The organism is Muricauda brasiliensis (assembly GCF_003057865.1).
GTDB lineage: Bacteria > Bacteroidota > Bacteroidia > Flavobacteriales > Flavobacteriaceae > Flagellimonas > Flagellimonas chongwuensis.
In genome coordinates, this window is record NZ_QBTW01000012.1 from 53,882 (window position 1) to 73,170 (window position 19,289).

Here is a 19,289-nt window from a genome sequence, read left to right on the forward strand (position 1 = left end):
TTCAAACGCACTTAAATTAGCAAAATGAATCAATATATCCTTGCCTTGGACCAAGGCACTACAAGTTCCCGTGCCGTGGTCTTTGATCAAAAGGGAACCATTATTTCCGTAGCACAAAAAGAATTCACACAGATATTTCCAAAACCGGGATGGGTAGAACATGATCCCGATGAAATCTGGTCGACCCAAGCAGGTATGGCCGCAGAAGCCGTTAGCAAGAAAGGATTAAAAGCATCACAAATGGCTGCCATTGGTATTACCAATCAGAGGGAAACAGTTGTGGTGTGGGACAGGAACACGAGTGAACCAATATATAATGCCATTGTTTGGCAAGACAAACGTACAGCAGATTATTGCGATGAGTTGAAAAAAGAAGGTAAATCCGATTTGATTCGAAAAAAAACCGGTCTGGTCATCGATTCCTATTTTTCCGGTACCAAAGTAAAATGGATTTTGGACAATGTGGAGGGCGCTCGAGAAAAGGCAGAAGCGGGCGATTTGATCATGGGAACCATAGATTCGTGGTTGATATGGAAAATGACGGATGGTGGGCTTCATATTACCGATGTGACCAATGCGTGCCGCTCCATGCTGTTTAATATCAACACCATGGATTGGGACGATGAACTCTTGGATTTGTTGACCATTCCCAAGAGCATGCTTCCCGAAGTGAAGCAATCCAGTGAAATCTATGGTGAAACAACTCCTAATCTATTTGCTACTCCCATTCCGATAGCTGGAATTGCAGGTGACCAACAAGCCGCTTTGTTCGGGCAAATGTGCACCAAAAAAGGGATGGTCAAGAACACCTACGGTACAGGTTGTTTTATGCTGATGAATATTGGGGAAAAACCCATTGTTTCCGACAACAACCTGCTTACCACCGTCGCATGGAAAATCGATGGAAAAACACAATATGCCCTCGAGGGAAGCATTTTTATTGCCGGAGCTGTGGTGCAATGGCTACGTGACAGTCTAAACATTATAAAAACCTCAGCTGAAGTGGAAAAACTTGCCAGTTCCGTAGCCAGTACAGAAGGAGTGTTTTTTGTTCCTGCCTTTGCTGGGCTAGGAGCTCCACATTGGAACCAAAAGGCGCAGGGAACTATTTTTGGGCTTACACGGGGTAGTACCGATGCCCATATTGCACGTGCCGCTTTGGAGTCCATTGCCTACCAGACCATGGATATCCTAAAAGCTATGGAAGCGGATTCCGGTATTTCCATAAAAGAACTACGTGTTGATGGCGGTGCCACTATAAATGATATGCTGATGCAATTTCAGGCCGATGTTTTGAACACTGTCACGGTACGACCAAAGATTGTGGAAACTACCGTAATGGGAGCCGCCTATTTGGCAGGCTTGGCCGTTGGGTATTGGGAAAGCGCAGAAGAAATCCAAAATATTTGGCAAACCGACGTGCATTTTAATCCAACTAAAGAGCGTGAAGCCATTGATGGAGGTATCAAAGGTTGGTATAAAGCAATAAAAGCGTTGGAGTTCTGGACCGAGAACACTTAATTTGTCAAGTAACATAAACACTAACACTTTCTTTATATGACTCCATTTGTATCTGAAATTGTAGGTACTTTTTTGCTGATGGTACTCGGATGTGGTGTAAACGCCAACGTATCCCTACAAAAAACCTATGGTAACGGCTCTGGCTGGATTGTAATCACTACAGGCTGGGCTTTTGCTGTTTATACCGGTGTTGTTGTCGCTGGCCCATACAGTGGTGCGCACATAAACCCTGCAGTAAGTATTGGATTGGCCGTTGCTGGTGAATTTCCTTGGACAGAGGTTCCCTCATATATATTGGCCCAGTTTATCGGTGCAATGTTTGCGGCTCTCTGTGTATGGTTGGTCCATAAAGATCATTTTAACGCCACAGAGGATGGAGACACCAAGCGAGGAGTTTTTTGTACAGCGCCAGCTATCCCAAATACATTTATAAATCTGTTCTCCGAGGTATTGGGAACATTTGTATTGGTCTTTTCCGTACTCTATTTTACAGACGCAGTACTATCTACGGAGAATGTGATTATAGGTCTGGGTTCTCTGGGCGCTTTGCCAGTTGCTCTCATTGTTTGGGGCATTGGTTTATCACTAGGGGGAGCCACAGGCTATGCCATTAATCCTGCACGGGATTTGGGTCCGAGCATTGTTCATGCACTTTTGCCTTTAAAAAACAAAGGAAATAGTGGATGGGGCTATGCTTGGATACCTGTTGTTGGACCTATTTTGGGAGCCTCGATAGCTGCATGGATTGCTTTGGCCTTATAATGTTTTCATGAAACAATGGCTTGCGCAGCAATGTAAGCACCTGTCCATGCATTTTGAAAATTGAACCCACCTGTGATAGCATCCACATTAATGATTTCTCCTGCGAAATAGAGATTGGGATGTAATTTACTCTCAAAGGTCTTAAAGTTGATTTCTTTTAAATCCACTCCACCTGCAGTTACAAATTCTTCCTTGAAGGTACTTTTCCCCTCAACCTTAAAGGATGAAGCTGTCAGTTGTTCGGCCAACGCAAGTAGCTGCTCTTTATTTATATCGCCCCAGCGTTCATCTGGCATTATATTGGCTGCTTCCACCAAGCGCTTCCATAAACGTTTGGGCAATTCCGTAACATTGGTGCGCATAACAGTTTTTTTGGCCTCCACATCTTTGAGCTCTTTAAGGTAAGCCTCCATGGATTCGGTACTGTATTCGGGCAACCAGTTCACTCTTATTCTGAAAGAATAATTATAATCGTGCAAAATATTCGCGCCCCACGCAGAAAGCTTCAGAATGGCAGGCCCGCTCAAACCCCAGTGTGTAATCAAAAGTGGTCCATCTGAATAAAGAACCGGTTCATCTTTTACGTTACTCTTAAGGTTCAAGTTTTTTTTATCGGTATGAAAAGTCTTTTTTGGAAGTACCTCTACGGTAGCATACGCACTTATCCCTTGAATTCCCTGAATCCTTTTATCCTTTATATTGAATGTGAACAAGGAAGGTACGGGAGATATTATCTGATGTCCCAATTTTTGTAGCTGTGCCCAAATTTTAGGGTTGCTCCCTGTAGTCAGCAGTAACTTTTTGGTATGGTAATGCTTGTTCATGGTTGTTACCTGCCAACCATCATTCAATTTATCGATGACCTTTACCGAACTGTTTTTTAAAACTTGCACACCTAAACGCTCTGCCTCAGTGACCAAGCAATCTATTATACTTTGGGATGAATCACTTTTAGGAAAAACCCGTCCGTCCTCCTCTATTTTGAGTGGCACTCCCCTTTCTTCAAAAAATGCCATAACATCCATTGGGGCATATTTATGAAAGGGCCCTAAAAGCTCTTTTTCTCCACGAGGATAGTTGGTGGCCAATTCTTTGGGAAGAAATTCGCCATGGGTTACATTGCAACGTCCCCCGCCTGAAACCTTTACTTTGGAAAGTACGGTTTTACCTCTTTCAAAAATGGCTATATTTAACTCCGGCGACAATTCCGCAATTTGAATTGCCGCATAAAATCCTGCTGCTCCTCCCCCTGCTATAACAATATCGTACATTACTTCACACGTTCCGGATAATTGGTAATGATTCCATCTACCCCGAACTCGGTCATTTTTTGGATGTCCTCGGGTTCGTTAACCGTCCATGTGTACACTTTTAATCCTTCTTCTTGGATTTTTGCCGTATTCTCTTTCGTAAGTGTTTCAAAATGAGGATTTATAGCAACGGCCTTCAGTTCTTTGGCCACAACAATCGCTTTGATTGGGTCTTCCGAAGTCAGTATAGCAATTTTTATATCTGCATTACGGGACCTCATATCTCTTAGTTCATCCCAATTAAAACTTGAAATCACAAAATTCTCCGGACTCCATCCTTTGGATTTGATGTAGTAATCTACAATGTAATTTACCCTATCCGCGGTCCCGGGACCTTTTAGCTCTATGTTCAAAACAACTTTGTTGTCTATCTGTTTTAGAATATCTTGAAGCATGGGGATTTTATGCCCGCCATCCAAGATAAGTTGTCGAAGTTGAACAATATTATATTCTTCAATATTGCCGCCACCATTTGTCAGCCTATCCACTTTTTCATCATGAAAAACGACAATTTCACCACTTTGAATTTTAAACACATCTATTTCTATCATATCCACACCTAAATCAAGTGCTTTTTGAACGGATGCCAAGGTATTCTCGGTTTCGTGCCCCATAGCACCTCTATGGCCAATTACCAATGGTTTCGATGTTTTCATTTCACAACTGGTTAAAAATAGAAAAGCTCCTAGAGCTACTAGCAACGTCTTATTCATGTTGGTTTGGTTTTTAGAAATTAAAAATACAATTTGAAAATGAAAAAAATGAATCATTCATCAACCTTAAAAATATAAGATTGAAGCGGTGCCAACTCCAGTTGTATTTTTCCTTGTCCATCAGCAACGGTCATATCCGTATTGAGCGTTCCGTAGAGCTCCTCTTTTAGCGGATATTTTCCATCTTTTAATTGCCATTCGGCCACTACATCTTCCGGTATTTTGAGTTCGAGGGAATAGCTTTTGTATTCATCAAAATTGGTAAGCACAATGATTTTCTCGTTGTTTGTCCATCTCACATAAGACAAAACCCTATGGTCGTATCCCTCTGTATTGTCTTTATTATAAAAATGAATTTCTTGGTATTGGCCCATCAACGCTTCACTGTTGATAGTGAAATTTAGGAGGCGCTTGTAAAAATCCCTGAGAAGTTTCTCTTCATCTGATAATTGGCCTCCATCATATTTTTTGTTGTTGAGCCACCTTTGGTGGTGCGGCACCCCGATGTAATCAAAAATGGATGTTCTTGTAGGCTTTCCGAACCCAGCATCTTCTGCGGCCGGCTCACCAACTTCCTGACCAAAGTATATCATCGTTGGGGACGTGCTGATGGTTGCGGAAACCACCATTGCGGGTTTTCCCAATTCTGCATTGCCAACAAAATCGGGACTGGCAATACGCTGTTCGTCATGGTTTTCCAGAAAGTGGAGCATATGGTGCTCTATATCGGCCATTCCTCTTTGCACTACGGGGATATGGTCGGTCCAACCATACCCCTTCATAATATGTTTTATACTATCATAGAGTTCTACCTTATCATATAGGTAGTCCATTTTCCCCTTCTGAATGTAATCGCGGTACAATCCTGGATTATATACTTCGGCCAACAGGAATGCATCTGGTTTTGTCATTTTGATATTGGAGTTAAGATAGCTCCAAAACTCTACGGGTACCATTTCGGCCATATCAAAACGGAAGCCGTCCACACCAAAATTTAACCAATATTGGGTAATATCCTTGAATTTGTGCCACGAATCGGGCAATTTTTTATCCTTCCAAAATTTGTAGTGCTCACTATAATCCTTTTGACGATATTCTTCGGGTAATTCCTCAAAATCCTTGGTCCCATCGGGGCGTACACCATAATTGATCTTTACGGTTTCGTACCAATCATTAAAATGAGGCTGCGCCAATCGGGAGCCGTTTCCTGTCCATTTTGCCGGGTTTTCTTCAAACTTGGAATCTGCCAACGTATTCTCGTTACCTCCCAATGGCAAATATCCATCTTGCCACTCGGGTACTTTAAAGGCTTGGCCTGGGATATAGTAAAAATTGTTGTTGATGTCGTATTCCTTGGAAGTATCGTCGGCGGCCCCAAAATCTTCTATGCCCTCTGGATTTGTAAGCCCCTCATAACCTCGGGCCACGTGATTGGGAACAATATCGATTATGACTTTTAAACCTGCGGTGTGGCTTCTTTGAATCAACTCCTTGAACTCCTCCAAACGGTTGGCAGGATCCACGGCCAAATCGGGGTTTACATTATAGTAATCCTTTACCGCGTAGGGAGAGCCTGCTCTTCCTTTTATTACATCAGGATCGTCGTTTGAGATTCCATAATCCGAATAGTCTTGGATAACGGCATGATGAGGCACCCCTGTATACCAAATGTGGGTCACTCCCAACTCCTTGATCTCTAACAAGGCTTTTGGGGTAAAGTCGGCAAACTTGCCCACTCCATTTTCTTCGATAGTGCCCCAGGGCTTGTTGGTCGTTTGGGTATTTCCAAAAAGTCGGGTAAATACCTGATAGACTACTGCTTTCTTTTTCATGGGCAACGGGGCGGTCTTTTGGTCTGGTTTATCCATGCACGAAGATAACGTCAGAAATGCTAGTAATAAAATATGGACGAATATGGTTCTCATGCTTAAGACATTTGACCATTCGGTTGAAGTCAGTGGGCGATGGAATCCCTTATTACCAAAGTAGGCTCTAGAATTTTGGTTTGATAGGTCTCTTCTTCTGCCTCACTCTCAACCTTATCTATCAACATCCTTGCCGACTCCTCACCCATTTTTTCACCATGCTGTGCCACAACGGTTAGGCTTGGATTGGCATATTTGGATAAAACTCCATCAGTAAATCCGATAAATGCAATATCCTCTGGTATTCTTAGACCTTTTTTCTGGACAAATCGCATGCCGCAGACGGCAAAGATTTCATTTACACATAAAACGGCATCGGGCTCCTTCTTATCCAGAAAGGTTTTGATGGCTGCCTCGTCCATTTCCATAGAGGGCATTTTTAAGATCATGGATTCATCGGCTCCCATTTCACTTTCCTGCAATGCTTTCCAATATCCCTTGGTCCGGGCCTTGCTTACACTTAGGTAGTCATCCGTGGTAATCAGTGCTATTTTTCTCTTACCTTGGTCTATAAATTTTTTTGTTGCCTGGTAAGCACCAAGCTCATCATCAATAATCACTTTATCGCAATCTATCTCGTGTGTGATCCTATCGAAAAGTACAACGGGAATACCTTGGTCGGTAACTTCCTTTAAATGGTTGTAGTCCCCTTTCTCCTGTGTTTGGGAAGAAAGCGACATGATGAAACCGTCGATACTACCATTGGCCAACATTTCCATATTGATGACCTCCTTGTCAAAAGACTCCTCAGAAAGACAAACGATAACATTATAACCGCGCGCATTTGCATACTTCTCAATACCACGGATAACGGTGGTAAAAAAATGATGGACGATATCCGGAATTACAACCCCGATATTCTTGGTTCTCTTGTTTTTTAAGCTGATTGCTATATTATTTGGCTTGTAATTATAAAGCTTAGCAAAGGCCTGCACTTTCTCTTTGGTATCCCTGCTGATTTCCTCGCTGTTCTTTAGTGCTTTGGAGACGGTAGAAATGGACACCTCAAGTTCTCTTGCTATATCCTTTAATGTAATCTTGGCTTTCAATTATATTTATTTTGTAGTAGTCTAATTCGGTCTTGAAAATTACTCAATAATCAAACAATGTAGTCTACGTGTTTTACTTTTTTAACAAAACATGAACATCCATTGTCTCAGTTGTCTCCAATAAAAAAATATTGTTCAAAAAATAAAATTGCTATATTAGAGGGATTATTGCTGATTTCGCAATTCCCCTATACTTAATTGGGAATTAAACAAACTTGCAGATTTAAAATTGTGAAATCCACACCTCATAAAGTTGTCAACACGAAAACGGTTTCGTTGAATATTGCAATATACTTAAATTTCGATTAACCTTTTTTTTATATATGTTTAACACTTGAATTAAAATTAACTAAACTTAAAATTAATTATTTATGAAGATTACGCTACTAAGGAGCTTTTTAATGCTCGGAGCATTCCTGTGCTTTGGGTTGGTAAAAGCCCAAACAGTATCAGGTACCGTTTCGGATGCGAACGGACCTTTGCCAGGGGCAAGCGTATTGGTAAAAGGCACTACCAACGGTACGCAGACCGATTTTGACGGTAATTATACCCTAAACAATGTAGAGGATGCCGCAACTTTGGTATTTAGCTACATTGGTTACAAAACCCAAGAAATTGCAGTCAATGGGCAATCAACCATTGATGTTACCTTGGCGGAAGACGCTCAAGCATTGGACGAAGTTGTTATTATTGGTTACGGTCAAACAACTGTAAAAGATGCAACGGGTGCCGTTTCGGCAGTTACTTCGGAAGATTTCAACAAAGGTGTTATTTCTTCCCCAGAACAATTAATCCAAGGTAAAACAGCTGGTGTGCAGATTGCACAAGGTAGTGGTGAACCTGGTTCTGGTGTTGCTATTAGAATTAGGGGTACTTCTTCTGTAAGATCCAACAACAATCCTTTATTTGTAGTTGACGGAGTTCCGTTGCCTTCTGGGGATACTTCCTCCGAAGGAACAAACATTGGTGTTGGTTCAAGCTCTGCAAGAAACCCACTTAGCTTCCTTAACCCTAACGATATTGAAAGCATGAGCATCCTTAAAGATGCTTCTGCAACAGCGATTTATGGTTCTAGAGGTGCAAATGGAGTGGTAATAATTACGACTAAAAGTGGAAAAACCGGAGCCAGAGGCGGAACTTGGGAGTATTCTTCCGATTTGAGCTACTCTACACCAGCAGAAAGTTACGACCTTCTTAACGCTTCCGAATTCCTTGATGCCGTTGATACTTTTGGAGGCTCAGCAATCAATGCCGGAGCAGATACAGATTGGCAGAATTTGGTAACAAGGTCTACTGCTTCAACAAATAACAACTTAGCTTATTCAAGGAACTACGGTTCTGGGAATGTTAGAGCTACTTTCAATTACGGAAAACAATTTGGTGTCATTGAAAAATCATCGCAAGAAAGAATTACTGGAAGGTTGAACGCTTCCCAAAGATTTTTGGATGACAAGTTACGCATCAATTTACAAGGCACACTGTCAAGGGTAAACGATGAGGCCCCACCATTGAGTGGTAGTGCTGGTTCTACCGGTGACTTGTTGGGTGCCGCATATGCAGCAAACCCAACTTGGCCCGCCAGTCCACGATTCAACCCTGGGGATAGGATCAACCCATTGAACCTATTGAACAACTGGCAGAGTATGACATACACTGACCGTGTATTGGTAAACCTTTCTGCTGAATATGACATAACCGATGAATTGACAGGAAAGGTTACTGTAGGTTACGATAAATCAGATTCAAAAAGAGAAGCTTCATTAACATCAGAATCGTTCAACGTTGCACGTGGTGCCGGTAACAACGGTAGAGGTGCTTTGAACGACTTGATCAATGAAAACCGATTATTGGAAGCCACTTTGAACTACACCAAGGAATTTGACAATTCAAACTTGGACGCTTTGGTCGGTTTCTCTTATCAAGATTTCAATAGAAGAGGAAGAAATATAGAAGGGTGGGGGTACAGCACTCCTGACCTTAATCAAATGCCAAGAGACCTTTCCAGTTCTGCTTCTACACTTGAATCAATGATTTCAGGAAATTATCAGCAGTATGGTTACTCTTTCGATGTACCCAACAATCCCAATGGTCTTTTTGTTAACCGTTTGTTTCCCAATCCAGAAACAGAGTTTTTAGGAGAAACCAGTGGTGTGGCAGTTAGAGCACTGTTTGCTGACACATTCGACAATACGGACGAACTTCAATCTTTCTTCGGAAGGGTAAACTACACCTTGGCCAACAAATATTTGTTTACCGCCACCGTGAGAGCTGATGGTTCTTCGCGTTTTGGTGAAAACAATAAATATGGTATTTTTCCATCTGCAGCCTTTGCTTGGAAAATCAATGAAGAAGATTTCATAGGAGATGCAGTATCTACCCTTAAATTAAGATTGAGCTATGGTATCACAGGTAACCAAGATGGTATTGGCTACGGTAGATTCGTAAGAAGAGAAAGATATTCAGGAGGAAGTGTAGGTGACGGTGGCGCTGTAAACGTACCTGGTACCAGTACAGTGGATTTTGCCAATCCCGACCTTAAGTGGGAGGAAACAACCCAATACGGTGTTGGTATTGACTTTGGTTTCGGCAATGACCGCTTAAACGGTAGCGTGGATGTGTATCGTAAAGAAACTAGGGATCTATTGCTTAGCGTTGAAGCTGCACAACCATCCCCTCAACCCTTCTTTTTCCAGAACTTGGACGCAATGGTCTTGAACCAGGGTATAGAATTCTCCCTTAACTATGATATTTTACAAGGTGAGGACTTCTTCTGGACAGCTGGTTTCAACATGGCGTATAACAAAAACGAAATTCAAGATTTTGAAGGAGCCATTCCAGCGGGAACAATTAGAGGTGCCGGTCTCACCAATGCTTTCGCACAACGTTTACAATCTGGACAGCCACTTTACTCGTTCTATTTGAGAGAGTTTACTGGATTTGATGAAAACGGAAACCCAGTTCACGAAGGCGGTACGGATAACCAAAAATTTGTTGGTAAAAGTGCGCTGCCCGATTTCACAGGAGGTTTCTCAACCTCAGCAAACTATAAAAACTGGGATGCTTCCCTATATTTCACTGGACAATTTGGGAATTACATTTATAACAACACAGCTAACGCCTTCTTCACAGCAGGTGCAATTGGAAGTGGTAACAACGTTATAAAAGATGTAGTGGCCTTGGCAGGAGAGGAGAGCCGTTTTGCAGAAGCATCAGTATCAACTAGATTCTTGGAGAAGGGTGACTTTGTTAGATTGCAAACAGCTTCCATAGGATACAACGTTCCTCTTTCAGGTGATGGACTATTCAAAACAATGAGGTTGAGCATCACAGGCCAGAACCTATTTGTAATCACCGATTACAGTGGTTTGGATCCTGAAGTAAGTGTTACCCCAGCGTCCGGAGACCTTTTGAACGGACTTCCAATTGCCGGTATCGATTACTCATCATTCCCAAGGCCAAGAACATACACCTTTGGCTTTAGTGTAACTTTTTAAAAAAAATAAGCATGAAACTAGAAACATATAAAAAATTTGTTTTTGCTTCACTCTTAATACTAGGTCTTACCTACTCTTGTACCGATTTGGAAATAGAGGAAACAGACTCTTTGATAAGTGAAGGAACAGGCGACACTGGGTTTACAGGGGTAACCAACCCTTCCAGTGCGTTAAATGATCTGTACAACAAGGTTGGTGGCGATTTTGCTACTCAAGAGAACATGTACTCGTTGTCTGAAGTAACCTCTGATGAGCTGTTGGTTCCAACAAGAGGAACAGACTGGGGAGACAATGGTGTTTGGAGGCAGTTGCACACCCATACCTGGACTCCTGACCATGCCTTTGTTAAAGGAGCATGGAACAACCTGAACCAGAATATCTTTAGAGCTTCTGAAATCATCGAGACAACAAGTGCTGAAACCAGTACTGTGGCCCAAGCAAAGTTCTTAAGGGCATTTAACATGTTCTTTGTAATGGACCTTTTCGGATCTGTTCCTTTCAGAGGAGTAGATGAAGGTCCAGAAATAAACCCTACGGTACTAACTAGACCTGAGGCCTATAGCTTTATCGAAACAGATTTGACCGAGGCTATAGCTGCTTTGCCATCTGTTGGTCCAGGAGTAGCCAATGTTGGAACAGCCTCTCAAGAAGCGGCTAAGTTCCTATTGGCTAAACTCTACTTGAATGGGCATGTCTACAAAGGAACAGGAACACCAGACAATGCCGATATGCAAAACGTAATTGACTTAGTTGACGAGATCAATGCTAGCGGCTTCGATATTCAGGAAGGTTATTTCCAGATTTTTGAGCCGACCGACGATACTGAAACTATCCTATTTTTGAGAAGTGACCTTGGTGCCAGAATTTGGAACAGTCTGCACTATAATCAAAACTCACCAGACAATACTGGTGGAGGTTGGAACGGTTTCTCAACTTTAGCCGAATTCTACGACTTGTTCGAGGGTGATCCAAACACCAACTACGTGGGCGATGGCCAAGAAGAAAGAAGAGGATTTGTTCCTGATGCCGCTACAGCCAATGAGCAAAATTTGGGAATTGGTTATGGTTTTTTAATTGACCTTCAATACAATGAAGATGGGACCCCGTTGACCAACAGACAGAACCAACCATTGGTTTTCCAAAAAGAATTCCCTTCCCTAGTTGGTAATGGTGAAGCAGAAGGAGTTCGTGTTATCAAGTACCACCCTTACGACCCTACAGATGAAGAGGACGGAGTAAACTCATACAGACAGCACCAAATTATATTCAGATATGCAGACGCACATTTGATGAAAGCAGAAGCAATGATGCGTATGGGCGGAAATCCAACCACAATGGTAAATGAGCTTAGAAGTTTAAGAGAAGATACACCTGATCTAGCTAGTGTCGATGAACAAACCCTTCTTGACGAAAGAGCTCGTGAATTGTTCATCGAATTCTGGAGAAGAAACGACTTGGTAAGATTTGGCCAGTTTTCTGCACCATGGGGCCTTAAGGAAGTTAGTGGGGATGATAATGTAAATCTATTCCCAATACCGGCAACGGCACTCTTATCCAACCCTAATCTAGTTCAGAACCCAGGTTACTAACATAAAGTTTAAGCTGTTTTAATATAAATGCCGTCCTTATCTCAAAGGGCGGCATTGCTTTTTGACTCAAACAATAAAAAATAGCAAATAAAGGATTAATGAAATATTAATGGCCATCAATAATTTTGAGATAAACACCCAACTTGGTAGATTGGTTGCTTCGCACAGATTATTTAGTTATTTAGCACATATTAATGAACATGAAGAAACAAGCTAACATCAAAAACTGAAAAAAATCTGTGTGGTCGCCAGAAAAATTGAAAAATAAACATCACAGGGGAAGAAGAACTTGTAAGATAATGAATGGTGATATCCCCCATTTTTTGGTAAAAAAAGAACAATAAATGAAACTGAGATATAGCACAGTTAGCCTTCTTTTATTAGGCCTTATTATTTCCTGTAACAATAAAGAAACACCCGATTCTGAGGAGGAAAAAAAAGAAACCCTGTTCACTCTGTTGCAACCAGAGGAAACAGGTGTCAACTTTATAAACAAGGTAGAAAACCAGAAGAATTTCAACATCTTTAAGTACCGTAACTTTTATAATGGCGGGGGTGTTGCCATTGGTGATATTAACAACGATGGACTACAGGATATTTACCTAACCGGTAACATGGAGCCCAATAAGCTTTACCTAAATAAAGGGAACATGCAGTTTGAGGACATATCTGAAATGGCTGGAGTATTAGGAAACAAACCTTGGTCCACTGGTGTAGTAATGGTGGACATTAACAACGATGGTCTTTTGGATATTTATGTATGCAATGCAGGAAACATGGAAGGCAATAATCATGACAATGACCTATATATTAACAACGGTGACCTAACCTTTACAGAAAAAGCTGAGGAATACAATCTCGCCAAAACAGGATTTACCACCCATGCCTCATTCTTCGATTATGATAAAGATGGAGATTTGGATGCGTACATTCTTAACAATAGCAATATTCCTGTAAGTAGTCTTGGATATGCAGAACAGCGTGAAGTTCGTGCGCAGGACTGGGAAGGCGTTCCTGACATTTTTAAAGGGGTTGGAGACATGTTGTTAAGGAATGATGACGGCAAATTTGTGGATGTAAGCGAAGAAGCTGGAATTTATGGGAGTTTAATAGGGTTTGGCTTAGGAGTTTTGGTCACTGATTTCAATGGGGACCTGTACCCAGACATCTACGTGTCCAACGATTTTTATGAACGAGATTACCTGTACATCAATCAAAAGGACGGCACTTTTAAAGAAGAAATCAAGGAATGGACATCGCACATGAGCCTTTCCGCGATGGGAATCGATATTGCCGACATCAATAACGATGGTCACAACGATATTTTCATAACGGACATGCTTCCAGAAGAAGAATCCCGGGTAAAATCCGTAATGGAATTTGAAGGCTACAACGTTTTTAACCTAAAACAGAGCAAAGACTTTAGCCAGCAATACATTCAAAACACCTTGCAGCTCAACAATGGAAATGGCACTTTTTCCGAAGTGGCCTATTATAGCGGCATTGATGCCACGGATTGGAGCTGGGCAGGACTTATGTTCGACATGGACAACGACGGCCTAAAGGACATATTTATAACAAACGGCATCAACCACGATTTGACCGATTTGGATTTTGTCGACTTCTTTGCCAACGAGATTGTCCAAAAAATGGCCTTAACGGGTAAAAAGGAGTCAATAGACTCCATTATCAGCAAAATGCCCATCAAACCCCAGCCCAACTACGCTTACAAAAATAATGGCGACATCTCCTTCAAAAATGCCAACAAGGAATGGGGCTTCGAATTGCCATCTCGCTCCAATGGTGCCGCCTATGCAGATTTGGATAATGACGGGGACCTTGACTTGGTCATCAACAATGTTAACACCCCTGCTTTTATATATAGAAACAATACCGAATCGATGTTGGACAATAACTACATCCAACTCAAGTTCAAAGGCCCAAAAAACAACCCTTTTGCTGTAGGAGCACTCGCTAAACTATATTTTGATGGAAACATCGTGAACCAAGAGTTGATTCCTTCAAGGGGCTTTCAATCTTCAATGCAATACGAAATGACGATTGGTTTAGGGAAAACTACACAATTGGACTCTATTAGAATCGTTTGGCCTGATATGCTCACTCAAAAATTGGAAAAAGTAGAAGCAAACCAAATGTTGGCCTTAGACTATGCCAATGCAATCGAAACCTATAAATTACCGAAGAAACAAACCAAAAAATCCCTTTTAACAGAGTTGGATAATAGTTCGACCGGAACCCACAAAGAAGACAATTACAACGATTTTGACTACGAAGGTCTTATCTCCCATAAACTTTCGCAAGAAGGACCATCTTTAGCCGTGGCAGATGTTAACGGTGACGGTAATGAGGATTTCTACCTTGGCGGTGCGAAAGGTCAATCAGGATTCATCTATATACATCAAGGAAACGGAAAAGTTGCTCTCAAAAAAAGTATGATTTTTGAAGAGGACAAAGAATATGAAGACGTCGCTGCAGCCTTTTTTGATGCTGATGGGGATGGCGACATGGATTTGGTAGTGGGCTCTGGCGGAAATGACGTCGCCATGCAGCGAAACTATCGGGCCAGATTATATCTGAACGATGGCAAAGGAAACTTCTCCAAATCAGAAAACGAACTTCCATCAACATTTAAAAATATTTCCACCATTTCGGCTTTTGATTTTGATGAGGATGGAGATGTTGACCTCTTCATAGGCTCTCGAAGTGTGGTAGGCGTTTACGGAGTTTCCCCCGACCACCTGCTTTTGGAAAACAATGGAGATGGCACCTTCAACAATGTCACCGAGCGTTTGGGGTATGACCTCAAAGACGCAGGAATGGTTACCGACTCCAAATGGGTAGATATTGATGGGGATGGCAAAAAAGACCTGGTAGTAACCGCAGACTGGGATACCCCTAAAGTTTATAAGAATACAGGAAGAAGACTGACCAAAATGACAAGTTCACTCGACAGTCTTTATGGTTGGTGGAACACGGTGGAAACAGCAGATCTGGACGGAGATGGCGACCAAGACCTTATTTTGGGCAACCAAGGTCTCAACCTACATTACAAACCCACGGAATATGCCCCAATGCGAATGTACATCAACGATTATGACAACAACGGGACCATTGAGCAGATTGTAACCGTGCAAGAAAATGGGGGCGACTACCCAATCCATCAAAAAAGAGAACTTACCGAACAACTTCCCTTGCTCAAAAAACAGAACCTAAAAGCTTCGGACTATGCGCACCGCACCATACATCAACTTTTTCCTAAGGAAGTTATGGACAAATCCATTGTAAAAAAAGCGGAAACTTCGGCATCCGTGATTGCCATAAACGAAGGAAACGGGAAATTCTCTATCAAGAATTTGCCGCCGCGCGTCCAATTGTCATGTGTTTGTGATATTACCTGTACCGATGTTAACCAAGATGGAAATCTGGATTTGATCATGGCCGGGAACAATTACGAGTTTAAACCACAGTTTTCCCGATTGGATGCAAGCCAAGGAAACCTATTGCTGGGAGACGGAAAAATGGGATTCACTTGGCAAGATTACGAAACCAGCGGATTTAAAATCAGGGACGAAGTAAAATATTTGAAACAATTCAAGGATAAAAACGGTAAAATTTACGTCATTGCTGCCGTAAACAACAACAAACCAAAGATTTTTGCCCTAAATGAATAGGTTCCCTATCATATGGTTCATGGCGATGCTGGCCATTTCCTGCAATAAAGGAGGTAGCCTTTTTGAAAATCCCGACACAAAAAAAACGGGGCTGGATTTCACCAATACCCTTACGTCCACCAAAGACCTGAGTATTTTGGACTACCTGTATTTTTATAATGGAGGTGGTGTATCCATTGGCGATATCAACAACGACGGGCTACCGGACATATTCTTTACCGGGAACCAGGTAAAAAACAAACTCTACCTCAACAAAGGAAACCTCAAGTTTGAAGACATATCAAGTTCTGCGGGAATCGAAGGGAGCAGTGATTGGAATACCGGGGTTACCATGGCCGATGTAAATGGTGATGGATTCTTGGACATTTATGTGTGTGCCGTGGTCGGTATCAACGGGTTCAATGGTTTTAATGAACTGTACATCAATAATGGTGACAACACTTTTGCGGAAAGAGCCGCCGAATATGGACTGGATTTTGACTCCTATAGCTCCAACGCTGCCTTTTTTGATTATGATTTGGACGGCGACCTTGACATGTACCTGCTCAACCATGCCGTACACACACAAAATTCCTTCGGGCGTTTTGACCTTCGGTACGACAGATTATATGAAACCGGTGACAAATTGCTCCGAAACGATAATGGAAAATTTACCGATGTCAGCGAAGAGGCCGGTATTTACGGAGGTGTGAACGGTTATGGTCTAGGCCTGGCTATCTCGGATTTTAATCAAGATGGATACCCGGATATTTATGTAGGCAACGATTTTCATGAAGATGACTATTACTACCTGAATAACGGGGATGGCACTTTTACAGAAAGTCTAAAAAAATATTTTGGACACACTTCCCGCTTTTCCATGGGTAACGATGTTGCTGATATCAACAATGATGGCAGACCCGATTTACTTTCGTTGGATATGCTACCGGAAGACGAAGTGGCCCTAAAATCTTCGGAAGGCGATGACAATATCCAGACCCAAAAGATGCGGATAGACCGTTTTGGGTACCATTATCAGTTTACACGTAACATGCTTTTTGTAAACCAGCCCGATGGCAACTTTATGGAAACCGCATTGATGAGCGGTATTGCTGCAACCGATTGGAGTTGGAGTGCCCTTTTTGGCGACCTTGACCTAGACGGTCGCCAGGACGTGTTTATTTCCAACGGAATACCCAAAAGACCCAACGACCTTGATTTTATCAAATTCGTCTCCAACGACCAGATCAAGAGCAAAATAGACAACACCAAACTTGTAGACCAACAAGCTTTGAATCTAATGCCATCGGGAAGTGTGCACAATTATGTCTTTAAAGGTGGTGAAGACCTTCATTTCCAAGACATGTCCAATAAATGGATTACAAAAGACACCTTGGTTTCCGGAGCGACCGCCATGGGCGACCTCGATGGCGATGGTGATTTGGATTTGGTTACGAACAACATTGACCAGCCCGTGACTTTGTACGTCAATAAAACAAACAAGAAAGGAAAGCATCTCAAGATTAGGTTTAACTATTCCCAAAACAATAAGTTCGGAATTGGAACCAAAGTATATTCCTATGCCAATGGAGGGCTTCAATTCAAGGAATTATTTACTACAAGAGGGTTTCAAGCATCCTCGGAACCCATGGTTCATTTTGGATATAAAAATGTCGAAAAGGTAGATTCCATCAAAATAGTTTGGCCGGACAAGACCTATCAGGTTTTACAAAATATACCAGTAAATCAAACGCTGACCGTTGAGCCCAAAAACACTAAGCCTTTTGACTACAATTCGCTTCGCGAAAGCAAAAAACCCCTGTTCAGTCCAGTAGATAATAATCTAGGTTTGGATTTTACACATGTTGAGGACAACTACACGGACTTTAACCGTGAAAAATTGATTCCGTATCAAATCTCGGACAGAGGGCCTGCATTAGCTATGGGAGACTTAAACAATGATGGCAGGGAAGATATTTTCATCGGAGGTTCGAAATATATATCATCCCAAATATTTGTACAACAGGATTCCATTTTTGTAAACCAAAACATTGAAAGCCTTCAAAAAGATTCTATTCGAGAAAATATCTCGGCAGGCATAGCTGACTTTAACAATGACGGAAAAAACGACCTGATCATAAGCTCTGGGGGAGGTGACTTTTTTGGAAAAGCAGAACCCTTACTGGACGCCTATTACGTTCTAAAAGACTCGATTTTCCAAAGTCTCGAACTACCTGAATCCTATCAAAATTCGTCAGTTGTTGCCCCTTTTGATTTTGATGATGATGGCGACATGGATGTTTTTATCGGCGGGCATACCATTACAGCAGAGTTCGGTGCTCTTGCCAATTCTTATCTATTGGAAAATGAAAATGGCTCGTTTAAAATAAATAAGGCTTTTCAGAAGTTTTCCAAAGGCATGGTAACCGATGCCATTTGGAGCGATTTTGATGGCGATGGCACTACCGACCTTATTTTGGTCGGCGAATGGATGTCGCCCAGATTCATAAAATATGAAAATGGCAATTTTACCGAAGTGAAGCATGTAAACATTCCCGGACTATGGCAGGCCATTGAAACTTTTGATATAGACGGAGACGGAGATATGGACTATCTTCTTGGAAATTGGGGAACCAATTCGAGGTTCAAGGCTTCGGAAGAGCATCCCATGAGGTTATATTTCAATGATTTTGATGATAATGGTCAAACGGAAACGGTAACGGCCATGGAAAAAAATGGAAAATACTATCCCGTGGAAACTTTGGACGGATTGGCATCACAGTTGGTGTATCTAAAAAAGAAATACACCACCTACAAATCCTTTGCCGGTGATACGATGGAAGAAATTTTTGGAGAGGATATCTTGAAATCGTCCACCCAACTACAGGTAAACACATTGAAATCCGGTTATTTACGGAATGACGGTGGTAGCTTTGTTTTTGTACCATTTAAAAATGAGCTGCAGGTGTCCCCTATTCTTTCTTTTGCTCTAGCTGATTTTACCGGAGATGGAAATACCGAAGTGCTGCTAGCAGGTAATTATTTTGGCATGAAACCTTATCATGGGAGACTGGATTCGTTTCCGGGAGCCCTCATCAAAAGCGATGGCAGCATTATATTGGGCAACCAATTGGGATTGGATTTCACCAAAAAATCCATCAGGCACTTAAAAACAATTACCCTCAATAATAAAAAATATTTGTTAGCTATATTCAATAACGATAAAGCACAAGTTTATAAAATCAATGATTAATC

General features: G+C 41.7%; 10 protein-coding genes. 6 read left to right on the plus strand and 4 right to left on the minus strand.

The window, feature by feature from the left end:
* Positions 1-24: 24 nt before the first annotated feature.
* Positions 25-1,521 (plus strand): glycerol kinase GlpK, encoded by a 1,497-nt coding sequence (gene glpK, locus DCK90_RS09685; RefSeq protein WP_108246006.1) that lies wholly within the window; start codon positions 25-27, stop codon positions 1,519-1,521.
* Positions 1,522-1,557: 36 nt separating this feature from the next.
* Complete coding sequence (locus DCK90_RS09690) at positions 1,558-2,283, plus strand: MIP/aquaporin family protein (protein WP_108246007.1); 726 nt, start codon at positions 1,558-1,560, stop codon at positions 2,281-2,283.
* A 5-nt stretch (positions 2,284-2,288) separates the two neighbouring features.
* Here DCK90_RS09690 and DCK90_RS09695 read toward each other — a convergent pair whose 3' ends face one another.
* The 4 genes from DCK90_RS09695 to DCK90_RS09710 form a co-directional block, all read right to left on the minus strand.
* Positions 2,289-3,554, minus strand: coding sequence for a BaiN/RdsA family NAD(P)/FAD-dependent oxidoreductase (locus DCK90_RS09695; protein ID WP_108246008.1), 1,266 nt, complete (start codon positions 3,552-3,554; stop codon positions 2,289-2,291).
* Positions 3,554-4,249, minus strand: a complete 696-nt coding sequence (locus DCK90_RS09700; RefSeq protein WP_108246043.1) for a glycerophosphodiester phosphodiesterase — start codon at positions 4,247-4,249, stop codon at positions 3,554-3,556. The genes DCK90_RS09695 and DCK90_RS09700 overlap by 1 nt, the downstream gene beginning before the upstream one ends.
* A 110-nt stretch (positions 4,250-4,359) precedes the next feature.
* Positions 4,360-6,174, minus strand: a complete 1,815-nt coding sequence (locus DCK90_RS09705) for an alpha-amylase family glycosyl hydrolase (RefSeq protein WP_234414714.1) — start codon at positions 6,172-6,174, stop codon at positions 4,360-4,362.
* A gap of 86 nt (positions 6,175-6,260) precedes the next feature.
* Positions 6,261-7,280, minus strand: a complete 1,020-nt coding sequence (locus tag DCK90_RS09710; protein WP_108246010.1) for a LacI family DNA-binding transcriptional regulator — start codon at positions 7,278-7,280, stop codon at positions 6,261-6,263.
* Positions 7,281-7,651: 371 nt separating this feature from the next.
* Between DCK90_RS09710 and DCK90_RS09715 the strand changes: the two genes are divergently transcribed.
* The 4 genes from DCK90_RS09715 (at position 7,652) to DCK90_RS09730 (ending at position 19,287) form a co-directional block, all read left to right on the plus strand.
* Positions 7,652-10,774 carry a SusC/RagA family TonB-linked outer membrane protein gene (locus DCK90_RS09715; protein ID WP_108246011.1) on the plus strand — a complete coding sequence of 1,041 codons (3,123 nt, stop codon included), beginning with the start codon at positions 7,652-7,654 and terminating at the stop codon, positions 10,772-10,774.
* Positions 10,775-10,785: 11 nt separating this feature from the next.
* The gene (locus DCK90_RS09720; RefSeq protein ID WP_108246012.1) at positions 10,786-12,363 is read left to right on the plus strand and encodes a RagB/SusD family nutrient uptake outer membrane protein; all 1,578 of its coding nucleotides are present in this window, start codon (positions 10,786-10,788) and stop codon (positions 12,361-12,363) included.
* Positions 12,364-12,707: 344 nt separating this feature from the next.
* Positions 12,708-16,055 carry a VCBS repeat-containing protein gene (locus DCK90_RS09725; protein ID WP_108246013.1) on the plus strand — a complete coding sequence of 1,116 codons (3,348 nt, stop codon included), beginning with the start codon at positions 12,708-12,710 and terminating at the stop codon, positions 16,053-16,055.
* On the plus strand, positions 16,048-19,287 hold the full coding sequence (locus DCK90_RS09730; RefSeq protein WP_108246014.1) for a VCBS repeat-containing protein: 3,240 nt from the start codon (positions 16,048-16,050) through the stop codon (positions 19,285-19,287). Before DCK90_RS09725 ends, DCK90_RS09730 begins: the two co-directional genes overlap by 8 nt.
* The last annotated feature ends 2 nt before the right edge of the window (positions 19,288-19,289 follow it).

Coding starts and splice junctions, on each gene's coding strand:
- DCK90_RS09715 (WP_108246011.1), top strand. CDS start 7,652: ATGAAGATTACGCTACTAAGGAGCTTTTTAATGCTCGGAGCATTCCTG.
- glpK (WP_108246006.1), top strand. CDS start 25: ATGAATCAATATATCCTTGCCTTGGACCAAGGCACTACAAGTTCCCGT.
- DCK90_RS09695 (WP_108246008.1), bottom strand. CDS start 3,554: ATGTACGATATTGTTATAGCAGGGGGAGGAGCAGCAGGATTTTATGCG.
- DCK90_RS09705 (WP_234414714.1), bottom strand. CDS start 6,174: ATGGATAAACCAGACCAAAAGACCGCCCCGTTGCCCATGAAAAAGAAA.
- DCK90_RS09700 (WP_108246043.1), bottom strand. CDS start 4,249: ATGAAAACATCGAAACCATTGGTAATTGGCCATAGAGGTGCTATGGGG.
- DCK90_RS09690 (WP_108246007.1), top strand. CDS start 1,558: ATGACTCCATTTGTATCTGAAATTGTAGGTACTTTTTTGCTGATGGTA.
- DCK90_RS09730 (WP_108246014.1), top strand. CDS start 16,048: ATGAATAGGTTCCCTATCATATGGTTCATGGCGATGCTGGCCATTTCC.
- DCK90_RS09725 (WP_108246013.1), top strand. CDS start 12,708: ATGAAACTGAGATATAGCACAGTTAGCCTTCTTTTATTAGGCCTTATT.
- DCK90_RS09720 (WP_108246012.1), top strand. CDS start 10,786: ATGAAACTAGAAACATATAAAAAATTTGTTTTTGCTTCACTCTTAATA.